This window comes from Nitratireductor sp. StC3, assembly GCF_003015025.1.
Taxonomy (GTDB): Bacteria; Pseudomonadota; Alphaproteobacteria; order Rhizobiales; family Rhizobiaceae; genus Mangrovimarina; species Mangrovimarina alexandrii.
Genome location: NZ_PYBP01000006.1, coordinates 180,150 through 194,987 on the forward strand (window position 1 = coordinate 180,150; position 14,838 = coordinate 194,987).

Annotated in this window: 14 protein-coding genes; 4 read left to right on the top strand and 10 right to left on the bottom strand. The window is 66.7% G+C overall.

Annotated elements, in window-relative coordinates; all coding sequences use genetic code 11:
• Positions 1 to 116 precede the first annotated feature (116 nt).
• The 3 genes from C7T96_RS14775 to uxuA are packed head-to-tail and all read right to left on the bottom strand — an operon-like array spanning position 117 to position 3,486.
• The gene (locus tag C7T96_RS14775) at positions 117 to 809 is read right to left on the bottom strand and encodes a GntR family transcriptional regulator (protein WP_106572012.1); all 693 of its coding nucleotides are present in this window, start codon (positions 807 to 809) and stop codon (positions 117 to 119) included.
• Entirely contained in the window at positions 797 to 2,278 is a 1,482-nt protein-coding gene (locus C7T96_RS14780) for a mannitol dehydrogenase family protein (protein WP_106572013.1), read from the bottom strand. Before C7T96_RS14780 ends, C7T96_RS14775 begins: the two co-directional genes overlap by 13 nt.
• Complete coding sequence (uxuA, locus tag C7T96_RS14785) at positions 2,275 to 3,486, bottom strand: mannonate dehydratase (RefSeq protein WP_106572014.1); 1,212 nt, start codon at positions 3,484 to 3,486, stop codon at positions 2,275 to 2,277. Before uxuA ends, C7T96_RS14780 begins: the two co-directional genes overlap by 4 nt.
• Before the next feature lie 161 nt (positions 3,487 to 3,647).
• Here uxuA and C7T96_RS14790 point away from each other — a divergent pair, with 161 nt between their 5' ends.
• The gene (locus C7T96_RS14790; protein ID WP_106572094.1) at positions 3,648 to 4,787 is read left to right on the top strand and encodes a DNA alkylation repair protein; all 1,140 of its coding nucleotides are present in this window, start codon (positions 3,648 to 3,650) and stop codon (positions 4,785 to 4,787) included.
• On the opposite strand, the gene xylA is transcribed toward C7T96_RS14790, so the two are convergent.
• From xylA to C7T96_RS14810, 4 genes are all read right to left on the bottom strand, one after another.
• Positions 4,771 to 6,084 (bottom strand): xylose isomerase, encoded by a 1,314-nt coding sequence (xylA, locus tag C7T96_RS14795; protein ID WP_106572015.1) that lies wholly within the window; start codon positions 6,082 to 6,084, stop codon positions 4,771 to 4,773. The two genes, C7T96_RS14790 and xylA, sit on opposite strands and share 17 nt — an antisense overlap.
• Before the next feature lie 34 nt (positions 6,085 to 6,118).
• Positions 6,119 to 7,570: a xylulokinase gene (xylB, locus tag C7T96_RS14800; RefSeq protein ID WP_106572016.1), complete on the bottom strand. Its 1,452-nt coding sequence runs from the start codon at positions 7,568 to 7,570 to the stop codon at positions 6,119 to 6,121.
• A gap of 163 nt (positions 7,571 to 7,733) precedes the next feature.
• A complete protein-coding gene (locus C7T96_RS14805; RefSeq protein WP_106572017.1) occupies positions 7,734 to 9,065 on the bottom strand; it encodes a tetratricopeptide repeat protein in 1,332 nt (443 codons plus the stop codon).
• Positions 9,066 to 9,069: 4 nt separating this feature from the next.
• Positions 9,070 to 9,693, bottom strand: coding sequence for a LysE family translocator (locus C7T96_RS14810; RefSeq protein WP_106572018.1), 624 nt, complete (start codon positions 9,691 to 9,693; stop codon positions 9,070 to 9,072).
• Positions 9,694 to 10,122: 429 nt separating this feature from the next.
• Here C7T96_RS14810 and C7T96_RS14815 point away from each other — a divergent pair, with 429 nt between their 5' ends.
• Positions 10,123 to 10,776, top strand: a complete 654-nt coding sequence (locus C7T96_RS14815) for a phosphoribosyltransferase family protein (RefSeq protein WP_106572019.1) — start codon at positions 10,123 to 10,125, stop codon at positions 10,774 to 10,776.
• An 81-nt stretch (positions 10,777 to 10,857) separates the two neighbouring features.
• Positions 10,858 to 11,793: a heme o synthase gene (locus C7T96_RS14820; RefSeq protein ID WP_106572020.1), complete on the top strand. Its 936-nt coding sequence runs from the start codon at positions 10,858 to 10,860 to the stop codon at positions 11,791 to 11,793.
• A gap of 82 nt (positions 11,794 to 11,875) precedes the next feature.
• Here the strand turns inward: C7T96_RS14820 and C7T96_RS14825 are convergent, their stop codons facing one another.
• Positions 11,876 to 12,226 carry a cytochrome c family protein gene (locus C7T96_RS14825; RefSeq protein ID WP_164749882.1) on the bottom strand — a complete coding sequence of 117 codons (351 nt, stop codon included), beginning with the start codon at positions 12,224 to 12,226 and terminating at the stop codon, positions 11,876 to 11,878.
• Positions 12,227 to 12,708: 482 nt separating this feature from the next.
• On the opposite strand from C7T96_RS14825, the gene C7T96_RS14830 reads away from it, so the two are divergent.
• Positions 12,709 to 13,539 carry a DUF2189 domain-containing protein gene (locus tag C7T96_RS14830; RefSeq protein ID WP_106572022.1) on the top strand — a complete coding sequence of 277 codons (831 nt, stop codon included), beginning with the start codon at positions 12,709 to 12,711 and terminating at the stop codon, positions 13,537 to 13,539.
• A gap of 197 nt (positions 13,540 to 13,736) precedes the next feature.
• On the opposite strand, the gene C7T96_RS14835 is transcribed toward C7T96_RS14830, so the two are convergent.
• Positions 13,737 to 14,114, bottom strand: coding sequence for a cytochrome C oxidase subunit IV family protein (locus tag C7T96_RS14835; RefSeq protein ID WP_106572023.1), 378 nt, complete (start codon positions 14,112 to 14,114; stop codon positions 13,737 to 13,739).
• Positions 14,115 to 14,123: 9 nt separating this feature from the next.
• Positions 14,124 to 14,834, bottom strand: coding sequence for a heme-copper oxidase subunit III family protein (locus C7T96_RS14840; protein ID WP_106572024.1), 711 nt, complete (start codon positions 14,832 to 14,834; stop codon positions 14,124 to 14,126).
• Positions 14,835 to 14,838: the final 4 nt, after the last annotated feature.

The window sequence follows — 14,838 nt, forward strand, 5'->3', positions numbered from 1 at the left end:
CCTCCCTGATCGGTGCACGCTGGTTTGGACGGTCGAGGTCGCATGCTGCGATGCATCAAGATTGTAGTCTTATATCTTATATAAGATACGATCTGAGCACCTTCCCCGTGCCGCTGTCAAGGCCCCGACGCGTTCAGGACCGTCTCGATATGGCCGACCATTTCGGCCTCCGCGCGATCGGCGTCCTGGGAGCGGATCGCCGCCAGTATACGCATATGATCGTCGAAGGCGCGCTGCGAGCGGCCGTGGATGGATGACATCAAGATGAAACGTTCACGATCGACATGCGCCTTGACCGTCTGGGCGAGTTGCCAGGCACCGGGCACTCCGGCCATGTCGGCCAGCAACTCGTGAAATGTTTCATCGACTTCGAAGAAGGAGGCATAGTCGTCGATGCGTGCCGCCGCTTCCTGGCGGGCCAGGATCGGGGCCAGCCGTTTTTCGTCGAGACCGGTCTGCGCCAGCCGGCGCGCAATCCGGCCTTCGATGGCCGCGCGGACGAAAAGCGCCTCCAAAAACCGGGCCCGGTCGCGCTCGGCCACGATCGAGCCGACCTGCGGCCGGGTCACCACCAGCCCTTCGCTGGCGAGCTGTTGCAGGGCGGCGCGCAAGGGTGTGCGCGAGACCAGGCAAAACGCGGCGATCTCGCTCTCATGGATCGGTGTTCCGGCGGGAAGCCGGCTGTCGACGATGCGCTGGCGCAGCGCCAGATAGAGCTGCCGGGCGATCGGCTGCGCGCGGTCGATGGTGATGCCGTCCAGCGCTTCGCCGAGTTCGAAGCCTTCCGGGACATGTTTCACACGCGGCATGGCATCGCCTCCCGCGTGATCGCCGCGGCGACCCCATCTTTGAGGATGCGCGCCAGCCTTGTCTCAACCGCGTCGCGAAAGGCGCGGGCCTGCGCCAGCCGCGCCGGCATGAGCCCGTCGAGCCCGAAAACGGCATTGGCGAGCGCGCCGGCGTCGTCCCCGTGTCCGTCGGTCGCCGCCGCCAGCGCCGCCGCGCGCGGATCGTGCAGCGTATAGGCCCGGCCATCCTCGGTGCGGCCGAGCACGAAGCGGATCCACATCGCCGTGGCGAACGCGTAGCTGTCGAGCGACCAGCCTGCCTCGAACGCCGCCAGCGCCGGCTCGAACACGCGCTGCGGCAGTTTCTGCGTGCCGTCGATCGCGATCTGCTCGGTGCGGTGAGCGATCGCGGGATTGGCGAAGCGTTCCATCAGCCGCGCGGCATAGTCGGGCAGCGCGATGCCTTTAACCGGGTCCAGCGTGCGCGCGGCATCGCGCAAATGCCGTTCGACCAGCAAGCGCATCGCCTCGTGCGCCATCACGTCGCGCACATGCTCGTGTCCGGCGAGAAAACCGGCATAGGCGATCATCGAATGCGCGCCGTTGAGCATGCGCAGCTTCATCTTCTCGTAGGGCGCGACCGAGGCCACGAACAACGCCCCGCCGGCTTCCCAGTCGGGGCGGCCGGCGGCGAAATCGTCCTCGATCACCCATTGCGAGAACGCTTCGGTCTCCACTGCGGCCATGTCCACGCGCCCCGTCGCCCGCTCCGCTTCGGCCAGGGTTTCGTCGCTGGTGGCCGGCGTGATGCGGTCGACCATGGTCGAGGGAAACCGCGCCGTCTCGGCGATCCAGCAGGCCAGGTCGCGATCGACCTCCCGCGCGAAATCGAGCACCAGCCGCCGCACCAGTTCGCCATTGCCCGGCAAATTGTCGCAAGACAGCACCGTCAGGCCCGGCGCGCCGCGCGCCCGGCGCTGCGCGAACGCGGCAACCAGATGGCCGACGACGCTTCTCGGCCTGTCGGGTTCGGCAAGATCGGCGGCGATGTCGGGCCGGCTCCGGTCGAGCGCTCCGGTCGCGGGATCGAAGCCATAACCCTTTTCGGTGACGGTCAGGCTGACGATGCGGGTCGACGGCGCGGCCAGTGCGTCGAGCACGGCGGCGGGTTCGCGCGGCACCGCCAGCACCTTGGCGATCGACCCGACGACGCGCGCCGAAATTTTTTCGCCGCCGCGTACCAGCACGGTGTAGAGCCCCGCTTGCGGGTTGAGGGCCTCCGCGACATCGCACGACCGCAGGCTGACGCCGATGATCATCCAGTCGCCGCCCGAGCGGGCCAGCGCGTCGTCGGTATAGACCGCCTGATGCGCGCGGTGAAAGGCGCCGACGCCGAGATGGACGATGCCGGCCCCGCGTCCCCGGCGCTCGAAACCCGGCTTGCGGATCGCGTCCGGCAGATCGTCAAAGGCGGTCAGCCGCGCGCTCATTCACGTCCCCGGTGCCGACCGAGAACGGCCATCACGCCGCGCAACTCCGCCAGCCCTTTCAGGCGCCCGATCGCCGGATAGCCCGGCTGCGCGCCGCGCGTGCGGTCGTCGAGGATTTCCTGGCCGTGATCGGGCCGCATCGGAATCTCGGCGTCCGCCCGCCCCTCCTTGCGACGTCGGCTCTCCTCGGCGAGCAACGCTGCAACGACCGCCACCATGTCGGTCTGGCCGGCGAGATGTTCGTCCTCAAAGAACGAGCACGGCACCGTCTCGGCGTCGCGACGCACATTGCGCAGGTGGGCGAAATGGATGCGGGGGCCGAGCCGGGCCGCCATCGCCGGCAGGTCGTTGTCGGGCCGCGCGCCCAGCGACCCCGCGCAGAAGGTGACGCCGTTGGCGGGCAGGTCGACCGCATCGAGAACGACGCGGTAATCCGCCTCGGTCGACATCACCCGCGGCAGGCCGAGCAACGGGAACGGCGGGTCGTCGGGATGACAGCACAGCCGTAGCCCGAGCCGCTGCGCCAACGGCACCACCTCCGACAGAAAATCGATCAGGTTCTGCCGCAGCCGCGCGGCGTCGATACCCGCGTAAAGCGCAAGTTGGCGCGACAGCCCTTCCAGCGACCAGTGCTCGGCGGCGCCGGGAAGCCCGGCGGTGATGTTGGCCGCCAGACGTTTCTTGCCCGCCTCGTCGAGCGCGTCGAACCGCTCCTTCGCCGTCTCCAAGATGGGCGCCTCATAGTCGGCGGAAGCGTGCCGGCGTTTCAGCACATGGATGTCGAAGGCGGCGAAATCGGCAAGGTCGAAGCGCATTGCCGTGCCGCCATGGCCGAGCGGCCAGGCGAGCTCGGTGCGGGTCCAGTCGAGCACCGGCATGAAATTGTAGCAGATCGTCTCGATACCGGCCCGGGCCAGGTTTTCCAGGCTGCGCTTGTAATGGACGAGATCGGCGCGCCAGTCTCCCGTCTGCGTCTTGATCGCCTCCGAAACCGGCAGGCTCTCGACCACCTCCCAGGCGAGGTGGGTCATGCTGCCGTCGGGGTGGAACGCCACCTCGCGCTGGCGCGCCTCGATCTCCTCGGCATGCCATATCGCTCCGGCGGGGACATGGTGCAGCGCCGTAACGACGCACGACGCCCCAGCCTGGCGCGCATCCGTCAGCGAAACCTTGTCCCTTGGACCAAACCAGCGCCACGCTTGACGCACGCGCCTGCCTCCCTGTTTTGTACACTAGTATCCCAGTTTATTGCCCAAGGATCAAGCGGCGATTCGGCCGGATCCGCACAGGCTGGATTTCTCCTGACAGGCCCTTGTCAGGCATGCATGCTAGGAGGGGCGATCCCCACCCCAAGGGCATGCCGACACCGATGACCGAACCCAGCCCGCCGCTGCTCAAGGATAGTCTCGACCGCGACCGCATGCATGGGATCGCGCGGCGCATGGCGGCGCTTTGCCCGGATTTCGCGACCGACCGCTTCATCGCCCATGTCACGGACGGGCTCGACCAGCGCGGCATCATGCAGCGCGTGCGGCGGATCGCAACCGGCCTGCACGCCGCCCTGCCCGGCGACTTCGAGAACAATGTCAGGCTTCTTCTGGCCTTCGCGCCCGAGGCCGGCCATCCCTTCGTCGCCATCGCCCTATCGGATTATGTCGCACTCCACGGCGCGGACCGTTTCGAGCAATCGATGGCGGCGCTGAAGCAACTGACCCGCTACGGCTCGTCCGAATTCGCCATCCGGCCGTTCCTCGACCGCGATTTGCACCGCACCCTCGCGGTGATGGAAATATGGGCGCGTGATCCGGACGAGCATGTGCGCCGCCTCGCCAGCGAGGGCTGCCGGCCGCGCCTGCCCTGGTCGTTCCGGCTCAAGGCGCTGACGGCCGATCCGGCGCCCGTCGCCACGATCCTCGCCACGCTGAAAGCCGATCCGAGCCCTTACGTACGCAAATCCGTCGCCAACCATTTAAACGACATCGCCAAGGACCATCCTGGCTGGGTGCTGAACCTTCTCGCGGCATGGCCGCGCGAGAATCCCCGCACCGCCTGGATCGTCAAGCACGGCCTGCGCACACTGATCAAGCAAGGTGACAAGCGCGCCCTGACCCTGATCGGCGCCGGCGCCGCGCCGGTAATCGCTGTCGAGCGCTTCGCCGTCACCCCGGCCGCGATCGTGCTTGGCGCGCCCGTCGCGATCGAAGCCCGGCTGGTATCGCGCGCCGACACCAGCCAGCGCCTCGTCGTCGACTACGCCATCCACTATGTCAAAAAGAATGGCGCGACATCGCGAAAGGTTTTCAAGTTCAGGGAAATCGAGCTTGAAGCGGGCCTCGGCGCCACGCTGACGACCACCCAAACGGTGCGCGACTTCACCACCCGCAAACACCATGCCGGCCGCCACCGCATCGAATTGCTGGTCAACGGCCGGACGCTCGCCGAAACGGCCTTCGATCTCGCGCTGGCGGCCGGTGCCGCCGCAACACCCGTGCTCACACGTAACGATTGACGACGTTTTCCAGATATTCCTGGCGTCCAGAGCAGGGGGCCGGTTCGATGCCCTCAGCCTCCACTCGCGCGGCGATCGCCTCCAGCGTGCGCTCGCCGGCAAACATCGCGCGGGCCTCGGCCTGGCTCCAGCCGGCATAACGCTCTTCCAGGGGCCCGGCGAGCGCCTCGTCCTCGATCATCGCCGCCGCTGCCATAAGCCCGCGCGCGCAGCAATCCATCCCGCCAATATGGGCATAAAGCAGGTCGGCCGGATCGAGCGACTGGCGCCGGAGCTTGGCGTCGAAATTGGTGCCGCCGCTGGTAAACCCGCCGCCGCGCAGGATCTGGTAATAGGCGAGCGCCATTTCCGGCACGTTGTTGGGGAATTGGTCGGTGTCCCAACCCGACTGGTAGTCGTTGCGGTTCATGTCGATCGAGCCGAAAATGCCGAGCACGTTGGCGAGCGCCAGCTCGTGTTCGAAGGAGTGGCCGGCCAGGATGGCGTGGCCCTGTTCGATATTGACCTTGACCTCGTTCTCCAGCCCGTAGCGTTTCAGGAACCCGTAGACGGTGGCGACATCGTAGTCGTATTGATGCTTGGTCGGCTCCTGCGGCTTCGGCTCGATCAGGATCGCACCCTTGAAACCGATCCGGTGCTTGTAGTCGACGACCATCGCCAGAAAACGCCCGAGCTGGTCGAGCTCGCGCCGCATGTCGGTGTTGAGCAGCGTCTCGTAGCCTTCGCGCCCGCCCCACAGCACATAGTTTTCCCCGCCGAGTTTGAAGGTCGCGTCGATGCAGGCCTTCACCGTCGCCGCCGCGTAGGCGAACACGTCCGGATCGGGATTGGTGGCCGCGCCGGCCATGTAGCGCCGGTTGGAAAACAGATTGGCCGTACCCCAGAGCAGCTTCACCCCGGTCTCGTTCATCTTGCCGGCCAGGTAGTCGGTGATTTCGTCGAGCCGCGCCACGCTTTCGCCAAGCGTGGCGCCTTCCGGCCGCAAATCGTGATCGTGGAAGCAGAAATAGGGCGCGCCGAGAATGGAGAACATCTCGAAGGCGACGTCGGCCTTGAGCCGCGCCTGCGCCATCGAATCTGCCGGGAACCAGGGCCGCTCGAAGGTTTCGCCGCCGAACGGGTCGTTGCCCGGCCAGACGAAATTATGCCAGTAGCAGACTGCGAAGCGCAGATGGTCCTCCAGCCGCTTGCCCATCACCACCCGGTCGGGATCGTAGAACCGATAGGCGAGCGGATTGGTGCTGTCCGGCCCCTCGTACCCGACCTTGCCGATATCGCCGAAAAACCCGGTGCTCATGTCGTTGCTCCTTTCGATTGGACGCCGGCGCGGTTCACATCGTCCCCCGGATCGCCGGATAAAGCGCCCGGAAGCGCGCATAGGCCTCGTCGAAGGCGCCGCGCAGCCGGCTTTCCGGCTCGACCGTCGCCGCGGTCGGCGGGGGCGCGCACACCGCATGGGGATCGGCCCCCTCGGCCGCGATCAGTCCCAGCCGCGCGGCGCCGAACGCAGCCCCGAAATCGCCCTCGGCGGGCAGGTCGACCGGCAGGCCGAGCGCGGTCGCGATCGCCTTCAGCCAATAGACCGAGCGCGATCCGCCGCCGATCGCCGTCACCCGGGACAGATGCGTACCGGCCGCCTCGAGCGCTTCGAGACTGTCGCGCAGCGCGAACGCCACGCCCTCCAGCACGGCCCGCGTCAGCGCCGGGCGGTCGCTCTCATGACCGAGGCCGGAAAAGACGCCGCGGATGACGGCATCGTTATGCGGCGTGCGCTCGCCCGACAGATAGGGCAGGAAGGACACGCTGCCCGGCGCCTGCAGCGCTTCGCCGAGTTCGCCCGTCAGATCGCTGGCCGTCCGGCCGGTAATACCGGCCAGCCAGTTGAGCGAATCCGTCGCCGACAGGATCACGCCCATCTGGTGCCAGGACGCGGGCAAGGCGTGGCAGAATGTGTGGACCGCCCCTTCGGGGTTGGGCAGATACCGCGCATTGGCCGCGAACAGGACGCCCGACGTGCCCAGCGAGACGAAGGCCTGTCCCGCCCGTACCGCACCCATGCCGCAGGCCGAGGCGGCGTTGTCGCCCGCCCCGCCGGCAACGATCACCTCCGCGCCCATGCCCCATTCCGCCGCCAGTTCCGCGCGCAGCGTGGCGGTGGGCTCGGTGCCCTCCACCAGGGTCGGCATGTGGTCGGCGCCAAGCCCGGTGGCCGCCAGTAACGTATCCGACCAGCGCCTGTTCCCGACGTCGAGCCACGCAGTGCCGGCCGCGTCCGACATCTCGGAACAATGCGTGCCGGTCAGCCACAGTCGCAAATAGTCCTTCGGCAACAACACCTTGCGCACGCGCTCGAACAGCGCCGGCTCGTTGTCACGCATCCAGGCGAGCTTCGGCGCGGTGAATCCGGGAAAGACGATGTTGCCGGTGATCGTGCGAAAGCGCGGATCGGCGTCGAGCAGCGCCGCCTGCCGGTGGCTGCGCGTGTCGTTCCAAAGAATCGCCGGCCGCAGCGGCCGATCGTCGGCGCCGAGCGCGGTTGCCCCGTGCATCTGGCCCGAAACGCCGATGCCGCGCACGGCGGCAAGCGCGGCCGCATGGTCCGATTTGAGCCCGTCCAGCGCCGCTCGCGTCGCCGCGATCCACCAGTCCGGTTCCTGCTCCGACCAGCCGGGATGCGGCCGCGACACCTGAAGCGCCCCCGTCGCCGACGCAATGACGGCCTGGCTCTCATCGACCAGCAGCGCCTTAACCCCCGACGTGCCGAGGTCGAGCCCCAGATACATGTCTCCGTCCTCCCATCGACGCCGCGCCCCGGCGCACAAACGTCGTTTTCGCGCTCCAATCTGGTCAGACCAGTTTACGCCGCGCACAGTCATAGCAAATCTGCCGGCGATGAGAACCGGTCGAATGCCAATTCGCGCTATTTTTTTCGTGTCTCGGAAAAAATCAAGGGGCCATCGCCGGCAAAGCCCGGGCGCGGCGCAGCAGAAGATCGGAAAACGGGCTTTGCGGCCTGAGTGCGTGCCGTTCGGCCGCGAGCGCAAAAGCGAGCGGACGCTCGCCGGCGCGCAAGGCCGCCTCCATCAGCGTTAGATCGAGCACGTCGCGCTGGGCATGGCTGCCGCCGAAGCGGTGTGCGATCGCCCGGATCGGTTTCAGGAGTTCGATCGCCGTGCGGTGGTCGCCGTCGGCGAAGGTCCGGATCGCCAGGCTGGCGGGATGGCCGACATCGCGCGTGAAGGCGGCGTTGTCGCCGCCGCTTTCGATCGCCGCGCGCTGCGCCTCGAGCAGGTTTGCGGCCAGGTCGCCGCGCCCGGCGCCGGCAAAGGCCATCATCGCGTGCACGTCGTTGAAGGCGTAATTGGCCGCGCCGGCGAATGGCGCCCACAATTCGGCCAACTGTTCCCAGCGTCCGCCGGTATCGACGCCGCGCAGGAAAAGCCGCCACAGGATCGCCGAGGCGTCGACCATGTTGAGCGCGACCGCGCTTTCGCCGCCGCGGATCGGTCCGTCATAAAGCGCCAGCACCTCGTCAGTTTCGCCGAGATCGAAATGAAACAGCGCCAGATGCCACCAATTGTGGACCTGGAAAAAGCTCTCCGCCGTCCAGTTGTCGGGATTGGCCCGCATCCAGGCGATTCCGTCGGCCTGGCGGCTTTGCATCTCCATGACATGCGCCACCGCATGCTGGCCCCAGCCGTCGCGCGGTTCCAGTTCCACCGCTTGGCGCCCGCTCGCTTCCGCGCGCGCATAATCGCCGGTTTCCTCCAGCCCAAACGCGTGCGCGCTCAACAGGGCGTGATAGCCGGGCATTGCCGCATCCCAGGCCGGCAGGGCGCGGGCGATGCGGTCGCGCAGCATGCGCGCGTTTCCGGTGAAGAAGTCGATCTGATGACCGGCCTGGAGCGCCAGCGCGTCGCGCGGCATTTCGATGGTCAGATCTTCCAGCAAGAGTCCCGCCCGGTGCCACTGGCCTTGCGCCAGGGCGCCCAGCGCTGCGACGTGACCGGCCTCGCGTGCCGTCATCGGCAGGGCGCGGGCCGCCTCGAAACAGCGCCGCGCGACCTTGGTGGCTTCCGGCTCGGTGGCCAGCCCGTAGAGCCAGCCCTTCAGCACATGCGCCATGACGAAAGCCGGGCTGGCGGCCAAGGCACGTTCGACCGCGTCGACCGGATCGCCGGCGAAGCGCTGCAGTGCCGCAAGTCCGGTCTCGTAATCCTCGGCACTGTCGGCACTCGCACCCGATAGCGCGAAGCCGAGCCGGTCGTGCACCGTCATCGCCCTACTGGCCCGAGCGTGTCACCGCCGTGGCGATGCCGGCGCCGACGAGCAGCGTACCGCCGGTGCGATTGAAGATCGACACGATGCGCGGGTTTCTGACCGCGGCACGCGCCCGCGAGGCAGCCAGCGCATAACCAAGCGCATTGGCGAAGGCCAGCGCCAGGAAAGTCGCCTCGAAAATCGCCATTTGCAGCCAGAAATCGCCCTGCCGGTCGAGAAACTGCGGCAGGAAAGCGACAAAAAATGTAATACTTTTGGGATTGAGCGCCGTCACCAGCCAGGCATGGCCAAGCATCTTGCCCGCCGCCGCCGCATCCTTGCGCGGCTGCGCATCGAGATTGGCACCGGCGCGAAACAGCTTGACGCCGAGATAGATCAGATAGGCCGCGCCGGCCCATTTCACGATCGTGAAGATTGTGGCCGACGTCATCAGCAGCGCGCCGATGCCCAGCATCGACAGCGTCATCGCCGTGAAATCGCCGAGCGCCACGCCGAACGCCATCGGCAGCGCCGCACGCCACCCCTGGCCGAGTGCATAGGACACCACCAGCAGGATGGTCGGCCCGGGAATGATAAGCAGAACCGCCGAAGCGGCCGCAAAGGCAAGCCATGTTTCGAAGACCACTGTTTGCTCCTGTGCTGACGACAGCAATTCACGGCGCGGCGCGACTGTAAAGGGCCGTGCGCCGCTTTGAGGCGACCGGCTACCGGACCAGCCCTAGCACGGGGGGCCGCGCCTGCGAATGTCCCAACACGTCACCGCCTCTGGACCACCCGATTTTGGCGCCCGGCACTTGTTGGTCGATCGGATCCCAAGCATATTAGAAGTCGCTCATCGGGTCTTTACCTCCCGTTTTGACCCCGTGGGTGTTCTCCTCTGGAGGTCTTGCCCGGAAAGGCACTTCCAAGCTTCGGGCCGGATCGCGAGATCCGGCCATTTTTTCAGCAACGCCTTTCATCCCGCGCCGCTTTCGGTCGCCAGGCCGTCCCCGACGGGGCTTGGCAGCGCGCCTCATTTCGCTCACCCTAGGCGCGATCACGGGAGGGAACGACGATGTTCCGGGATCGGCGCGAGGCGGGCCGTGTGCTCGCCGCCGAAATCGCGATGACGGCGCCGGATCGGCCGGTGGTGCTGGCCCTGCCGCGCGGCGGCCTCCCCGTCGCGGCGGAAATCGCCCGCGCCCTGAAAGCCCCGCTCGACATTCTCGTCGTCCGCAAGGTCGGCGCTCCCGACAATCCGGAGCTGGCGCTCGCCGCGCTGGTCGACGGCGATCCGCCCGACCTCGTGGCCAATGACGAGATTGTCGCGGCCTACGGGCTCGACCCGGCCGGCCTCGAGGCGCTTGGCCGGCACGAACGGCCGGAACTCGAGCGCCGGCGGCAAACCTATCGCGGCACCCGCAAGCCGGTCGACGTCGCCGGCCGAACGGTGATCCTCGTCGACGACGGCGTGGCCACCGGCACCACGGTAAAGGCTGCGCTCCGCGCCCTGGCCCGCCGCCGCCCGGCGCGTGTGATCCTCGCCGTTCCGGTCGCCCCACCGGAGGTGATCGCGGCATTGACGCGCGAGGCGGATCTGGTGGTGTGTCCGCGCCAGCCCGACCGCTTCCGGGCCTTGAGCCTGCATTATCGCGATTTCCCGCAGCTTACGGACCGCGAAGTGCTGGAGATTCTGGCCGAGGCCGGACCGGCCGATACCGCCCACTAGCGGGGCGCGCGAGGCCGGCTGCGCGTTGCAATTGCAACCGGAGCTGGCTACGCTGACCCGCGTCCATGAAAGGCATCGCGCATGCCGGTGACCCACGAACCCCTTGGCGGTCAACGCCTGCTGTTCGGGCGGACGACGCTGATAGACCTTTTGGCGCTGGTCAAGCCGCGCGTCATGGTACTTGCCGTTTTCACCGCTCTTGTCGGGCTTGTCGTGGCGCCGGGGGCGCTGCCTCCCATCCAGGCGCTGGTGGCGATTGGCGCCATCGCGATCGGCGCCGGCGGCGCGGGAGCGCTCAACATGTGGTACGACGCCGACATTGACGCGGCCATGGCGCGCACGCGTCAGCGTCCCCTACCGCGCGGACGGGTCACGCCAACGGCCGCGCTGATCTTCGGCCTGACCCTGTCGGTCTGTGGAACCGTGCTTCTGGTTGCGGCCGCCAACGAGCTCGCAGCGATGCTGCTTGCCTTCACCATCTTTTTCTACGCCGTCGTCTACACGATCTGGCTCAAGCGCCGAACGCCGCAGAACATCGTCATCGGCGGCGCCGCCGGCGCCCTGCCGCCGGTGATCGGCTGGGCCGCTTCCGCCGGCTCGCTGGGAGCGGAAGCGGCGGTGCTGTTCCTGATCGTCTTCCTGTGGACACCGCCGCACTTCTGGGCGCTGGCGCTGCTGCGCGAGCACGACTATAAGCGGGCCGGCATCCCGATGATGCCCAACGTGGCCGGATCAGCATCCACCCGCCGGCAAATATTTGCCTATGCGCTCGCAACCGCGTTCACCGGCGTTCTGCCCTGGCCGCTGGGTTTCGCCGGACCCGTGTTCGGGCTGGGCGCGATCGCACTCGGCGCCGGCCTCATCGGCAAGGCGTGGTTGACACTCAAGCCGCCGCGCACATCGGGCCCGGCGCGCGCCGAACGCCGGCTGTTCGCCTACTCGATTATCTATCTTTTCGCGCTATTTGCGCTGCTTTTGACCGACACGGTCGCCACGCGCGCGCTGATTGCCGGTTGAGGCCGGCGGCGCGCGGGCATCGTCCACAAAACCCGGCCAGGCGGTTGCACCCGGCCGGGACAGGATCGGCCCTATCTATCCGTCAGGGTTTCGGGTCGGCCTCCAGATAGGCGATCACATTGGCGATGTCCTCGTCCTTCTTCAGGCCGGGAAACGCCATCTTGCCCTTGGGAAGCACAGCCTTCGGATCGCGCAGATAGGCGGTGAGGTTCTCCTCGTCCCAGACCAGGCCGTCGGCGCCGGCTTCCTTGATGTTGGCCGAATAGCGCGGCTGGAAATCCTCCAGCGAACCGGCGGTCCGGCCGACGACCCCCACGAGATGCGGCCCGACCTTGTTCTTCTCGTTCTCCGCGTCGTGGCAGGCCCTGCATTTGTTGAACACTTTCTTTCCGGCCGCAGCGTCGGCGGCGAACGCGGCCGGCGACATCGTCATGGCAAGGCCGAGACACGTCCCGGTGAGCAGAATCTTCAAGGTCATGGCGGGCAGTCCTCCAGATTTGGTTATCGTTTCGGCCGGAACCAGCACCGCACCGGCGCTCGACAGCGTCCGGCACCAAGGCCACCGACCGGGTCTGCACGATGGCGCGAACACGCCACACGACGCACGACGAGGCGGGTCACAGTCCCCCCATAGCAAACCCGATCAGGAGGAGGATTGCCAGACCGATCCCGATCAACAGCAATTGACTGCGATCCATCGCCGACCTCCCGAGCCGCCGTTGCGTTCTGCAAGGTTAGCCAAGATCGACGGAGCACGCCAGCGCAGCCATGCGCCCGGCCGCACAAAAATCAGCGACAAAATGCCCGCATCGGGGTATGGTGACTAAGGCAGGTCGCGGATTTCGCGTGACCGGACCCGTCAGAAGGCGGCACAGCGAACCGCACCCCCCAGGACACGATCCAGGAGGAGTGGTCATGGCGAGCTTTCACGTCTTTGCAGGATCCCAGAAAACGATCGCGCATCCCAAGGTGCGGCATATGAGCGTGGGGGACGTGTTCGACGCCTTGCGTCTCGGGTTCGAGGATTTTTGGGAAAAGCCCTCGCATTATGTTTTTCTGTGCCTGATCTACCCCGTCACCGGCATCGTCCTGCTGACCTGGGCATCGGGCGGCAACGCGCTGCAATTGCTGTTTCCGCTGATGTCCGGCTTCGCGCTTTTGGGACCCTTCGCCGCGATCGGACTTTACGAAATCAGCCGGCGCCGCGAGCTTGAGCTCGACACGTCGTGGTCGCATGCGCTGGAAGTGCGCAAATCGCCCGCCATACCGGCCATCGTCGCCGTCGGCGCGTTGCTCGTGGTCCTGTTCCTGGCCTGGCTCTATACCGCCCAGGCACTTTATGTGTGGCTGTTCGGCACGGCCGAACCGGGCTCTCTTTCAGCCTTTTTGGCCGGTCTGTTCGGCACCCAGCAGGGCTGGACGCTGATCATCGTCGGCAACCTCGTCGGATTGCTGTTCGCCCTGGTGGTGCTGAGCACCACGGTGGTCGCCTTCCCGCTCCTGCTCGACCGCGACGTCGGGGCCTATGTGGCAATCGAAACCTCCGCACGCGCGGTACTGGCCAATCCGGTTCCGATGATGCTGTGGGGGCTCATCGTATCGATCGGACTGCTCGCCGGCTCACTACCGTTTCTTGCCGGCCTGGCGGTCACCATTCCCGTGCTCGGCCACGCCACCTGGCACATCTACCGCAAGGCGATCGTGCCGGCGGGCACGCGCCGAGCCGCGGCGTCGGCGACGCAATAGCGCGAGGTTCGAAGCCCTGCCTCGCCGGCCGTCCCCCGCGCGCCGGCGCCCACCCCTCGCTGCGCCACGACGGCAGCGGCGGCCGCAGCGCTGCCGGTCGCCGCGCGCCTACCGGGGCTCTTGCGCCCGCCCTCTTTCTGAGCCCCCCGCGGCAGCGGAGGGCTTCCAAAGGTCCGGTTTCCGCACTCTGCGGCGCGTTAACCGCCGCCGAAGAAAGTCATTCTGGTGAAGACGGTGTGGTCGGATTCGATCACCATGATCGCCACGAACACCAGCACAGCGATCGGCGGCAGGATGATCGCCCAGGACAGCGCCGCCCGTTCCCACATCATATGCATGAACACGGCCATGATCAGCCCCGCCTTCAAAACCATGAAGATCAGGATCAGGCTCCAGCGCAACAGGCCTTCGAGGTGGATATAGTCGACCATGTAGGAACAGGCGCTCAACACGAACAGCCAGCCCCAGACGATCAGATAAAGACGGATGGGATGCTGCTGGCCTTCGCCGTGGCCGGCGGCGGCGGCCGCCTCGCCCGGTTGCGATTGATGCGTATGCGCGGATGACGAAGACATGAGCGTGCCTCACCACAGATAGAAAAACGCGAAAATGAAGACCCAGACCAGATCGACGAAGTGCCAGTAAAGGCCCATGATCTCGACGTGCTCGTAATCGCCGCGCCGACTGGTGAAGAAGCCGCGCTGGCCGCGATCGTAATCGCCGCGCCACACCTTTCTGGCGACGATCAACAGGAAGATGACGCCGATCGTGACATGGGTGCCGTGAAAGCCGGTGATCATGAAAAACGACGAACCGAACTGCGCCGCCCCCCACGTATTGCCCCACGGCCGCACGCCTTCCTGGATCAGCTTGGTCCACTCGAAGGCCTGCATGCCGACGAAGGTCGCGCCCATCAGCGCGGTAAAAAGCATCAAGATCACGGTCATGCGCCGATTGCGCCGATAGGCGAAATTGACGGCCATCGCCATCGTGCCGCTCGACGAGATCAGCACAAAGGTCATGATCGCGATCAGGATCAGCGGGATATCGGCGCCGAACATGTGCAGCGCGAACACCTCGCTCGAGTTCGGCCAGGGCACCGTCGTCGACATGCGCGCCGTCATGTAGGACAGCAGGAAGCAGCCGAAGACGAACGTGTCGGACAACAGGAATATCCACATCATCGCCTTGCCCCAGCTCACGCCCTTGAAGGCGCGCTGGTCGGAGGCCCAGTCCGCGGCGATTCCCTTGAGACCGTCGGGCCGGTCGGGTGCGGTTTGCGCGATATCGGCCATTGTC

Excerpts from the sequence above, each read along its gene's own strand:
- C7T96_RS14825 (WP_164749882.1), bottom strand. The coding sequence starts at position 12,226 with ATGACGATGTCGCCGGCCGCGTTCGCCGCCGACGCTGCGGCCGGAAAG.
- C7T96_RS14805 (WP_106572017.1), bottom strand. The coding sequence starts at position 9,065 with ATGACGGTGCACGACCGGCTCGGCTTCGCGCTATCGGGTGCGAGTGCC.
- C7T96_RS14815 (WP_106572019.1), top strand. The coding sequence starts at position 10,123 with ATGTTCCGGGATCGGCGCGAGGCGGGCCGTGTGCTCGCCGCCGAAATC.
- C7T96_RS14840 (WP_106572024.1), bottom strand. The coding sequence starts at position 14,834 with ATGGCCGATATCGCGCAAACCGCACCCGACCGGCCCGACGGTCTCAAG.
- xylA (WP_106572015.1), bottom strand. The coding sequence starts at position 6,084 with ATGAGCACCGGGTTTTTCGGCGATATCGGCAAGGTCGGGTACGAGGGG.
- xylB (WP_106572016.1), bottom strand. The coding sequence starts at position 7,570 with ATGTATCTGGGGCTCGACCTCGGCACGTCGGGGGTTAAGGCGCTGCTG.
- C7T96_RS14820 (WP_106572020.1), top strand. The coding sequence starts at position 10,858 with ATGCCGGTGACCCACGAACCCCTTGGCGGTCAACGCCTGCTGTTCGGG.
- C7T96_RS14780 (WP_106572013.1), bottom strand. The coding sequence starts at position 2,278 with ATGAGCGCGCGGCTGACCGCCTTTGACGATCTGCCGGACGCGATCCGC.
- C7T96_RS14790 (WP_106572094.1), top strand. The coding sequence starts at position 3,648 with ATGACCGAACCCAGCCCGCCGCTGCTCAAGGATAGTCTCGACCGCGAC.
- C7T96_RS14835 (WP_106572023.1), bottom strand. The coding sequence starts at position 14,114 with ATGTCTTCGTCATCCGCGCATACGCATCAATCGCAACCGGGCGAGGCG.
- C7T96_RS14830 (WP_106572022.1), top strand. The coding sequence starts at position 12,709 with ATGGCGAGCTTTCACGTCTTTGCAGGATCCCAGAAAACGATCGCGCAT.
- C7T96_RS14775 (WP_106572012.1), bottom strand. The coding sequence starts at position 809 with ATGCCGCGTGTGAAACATGTCCCGGAAGGCTTCGAACTCGGCGAAGCG.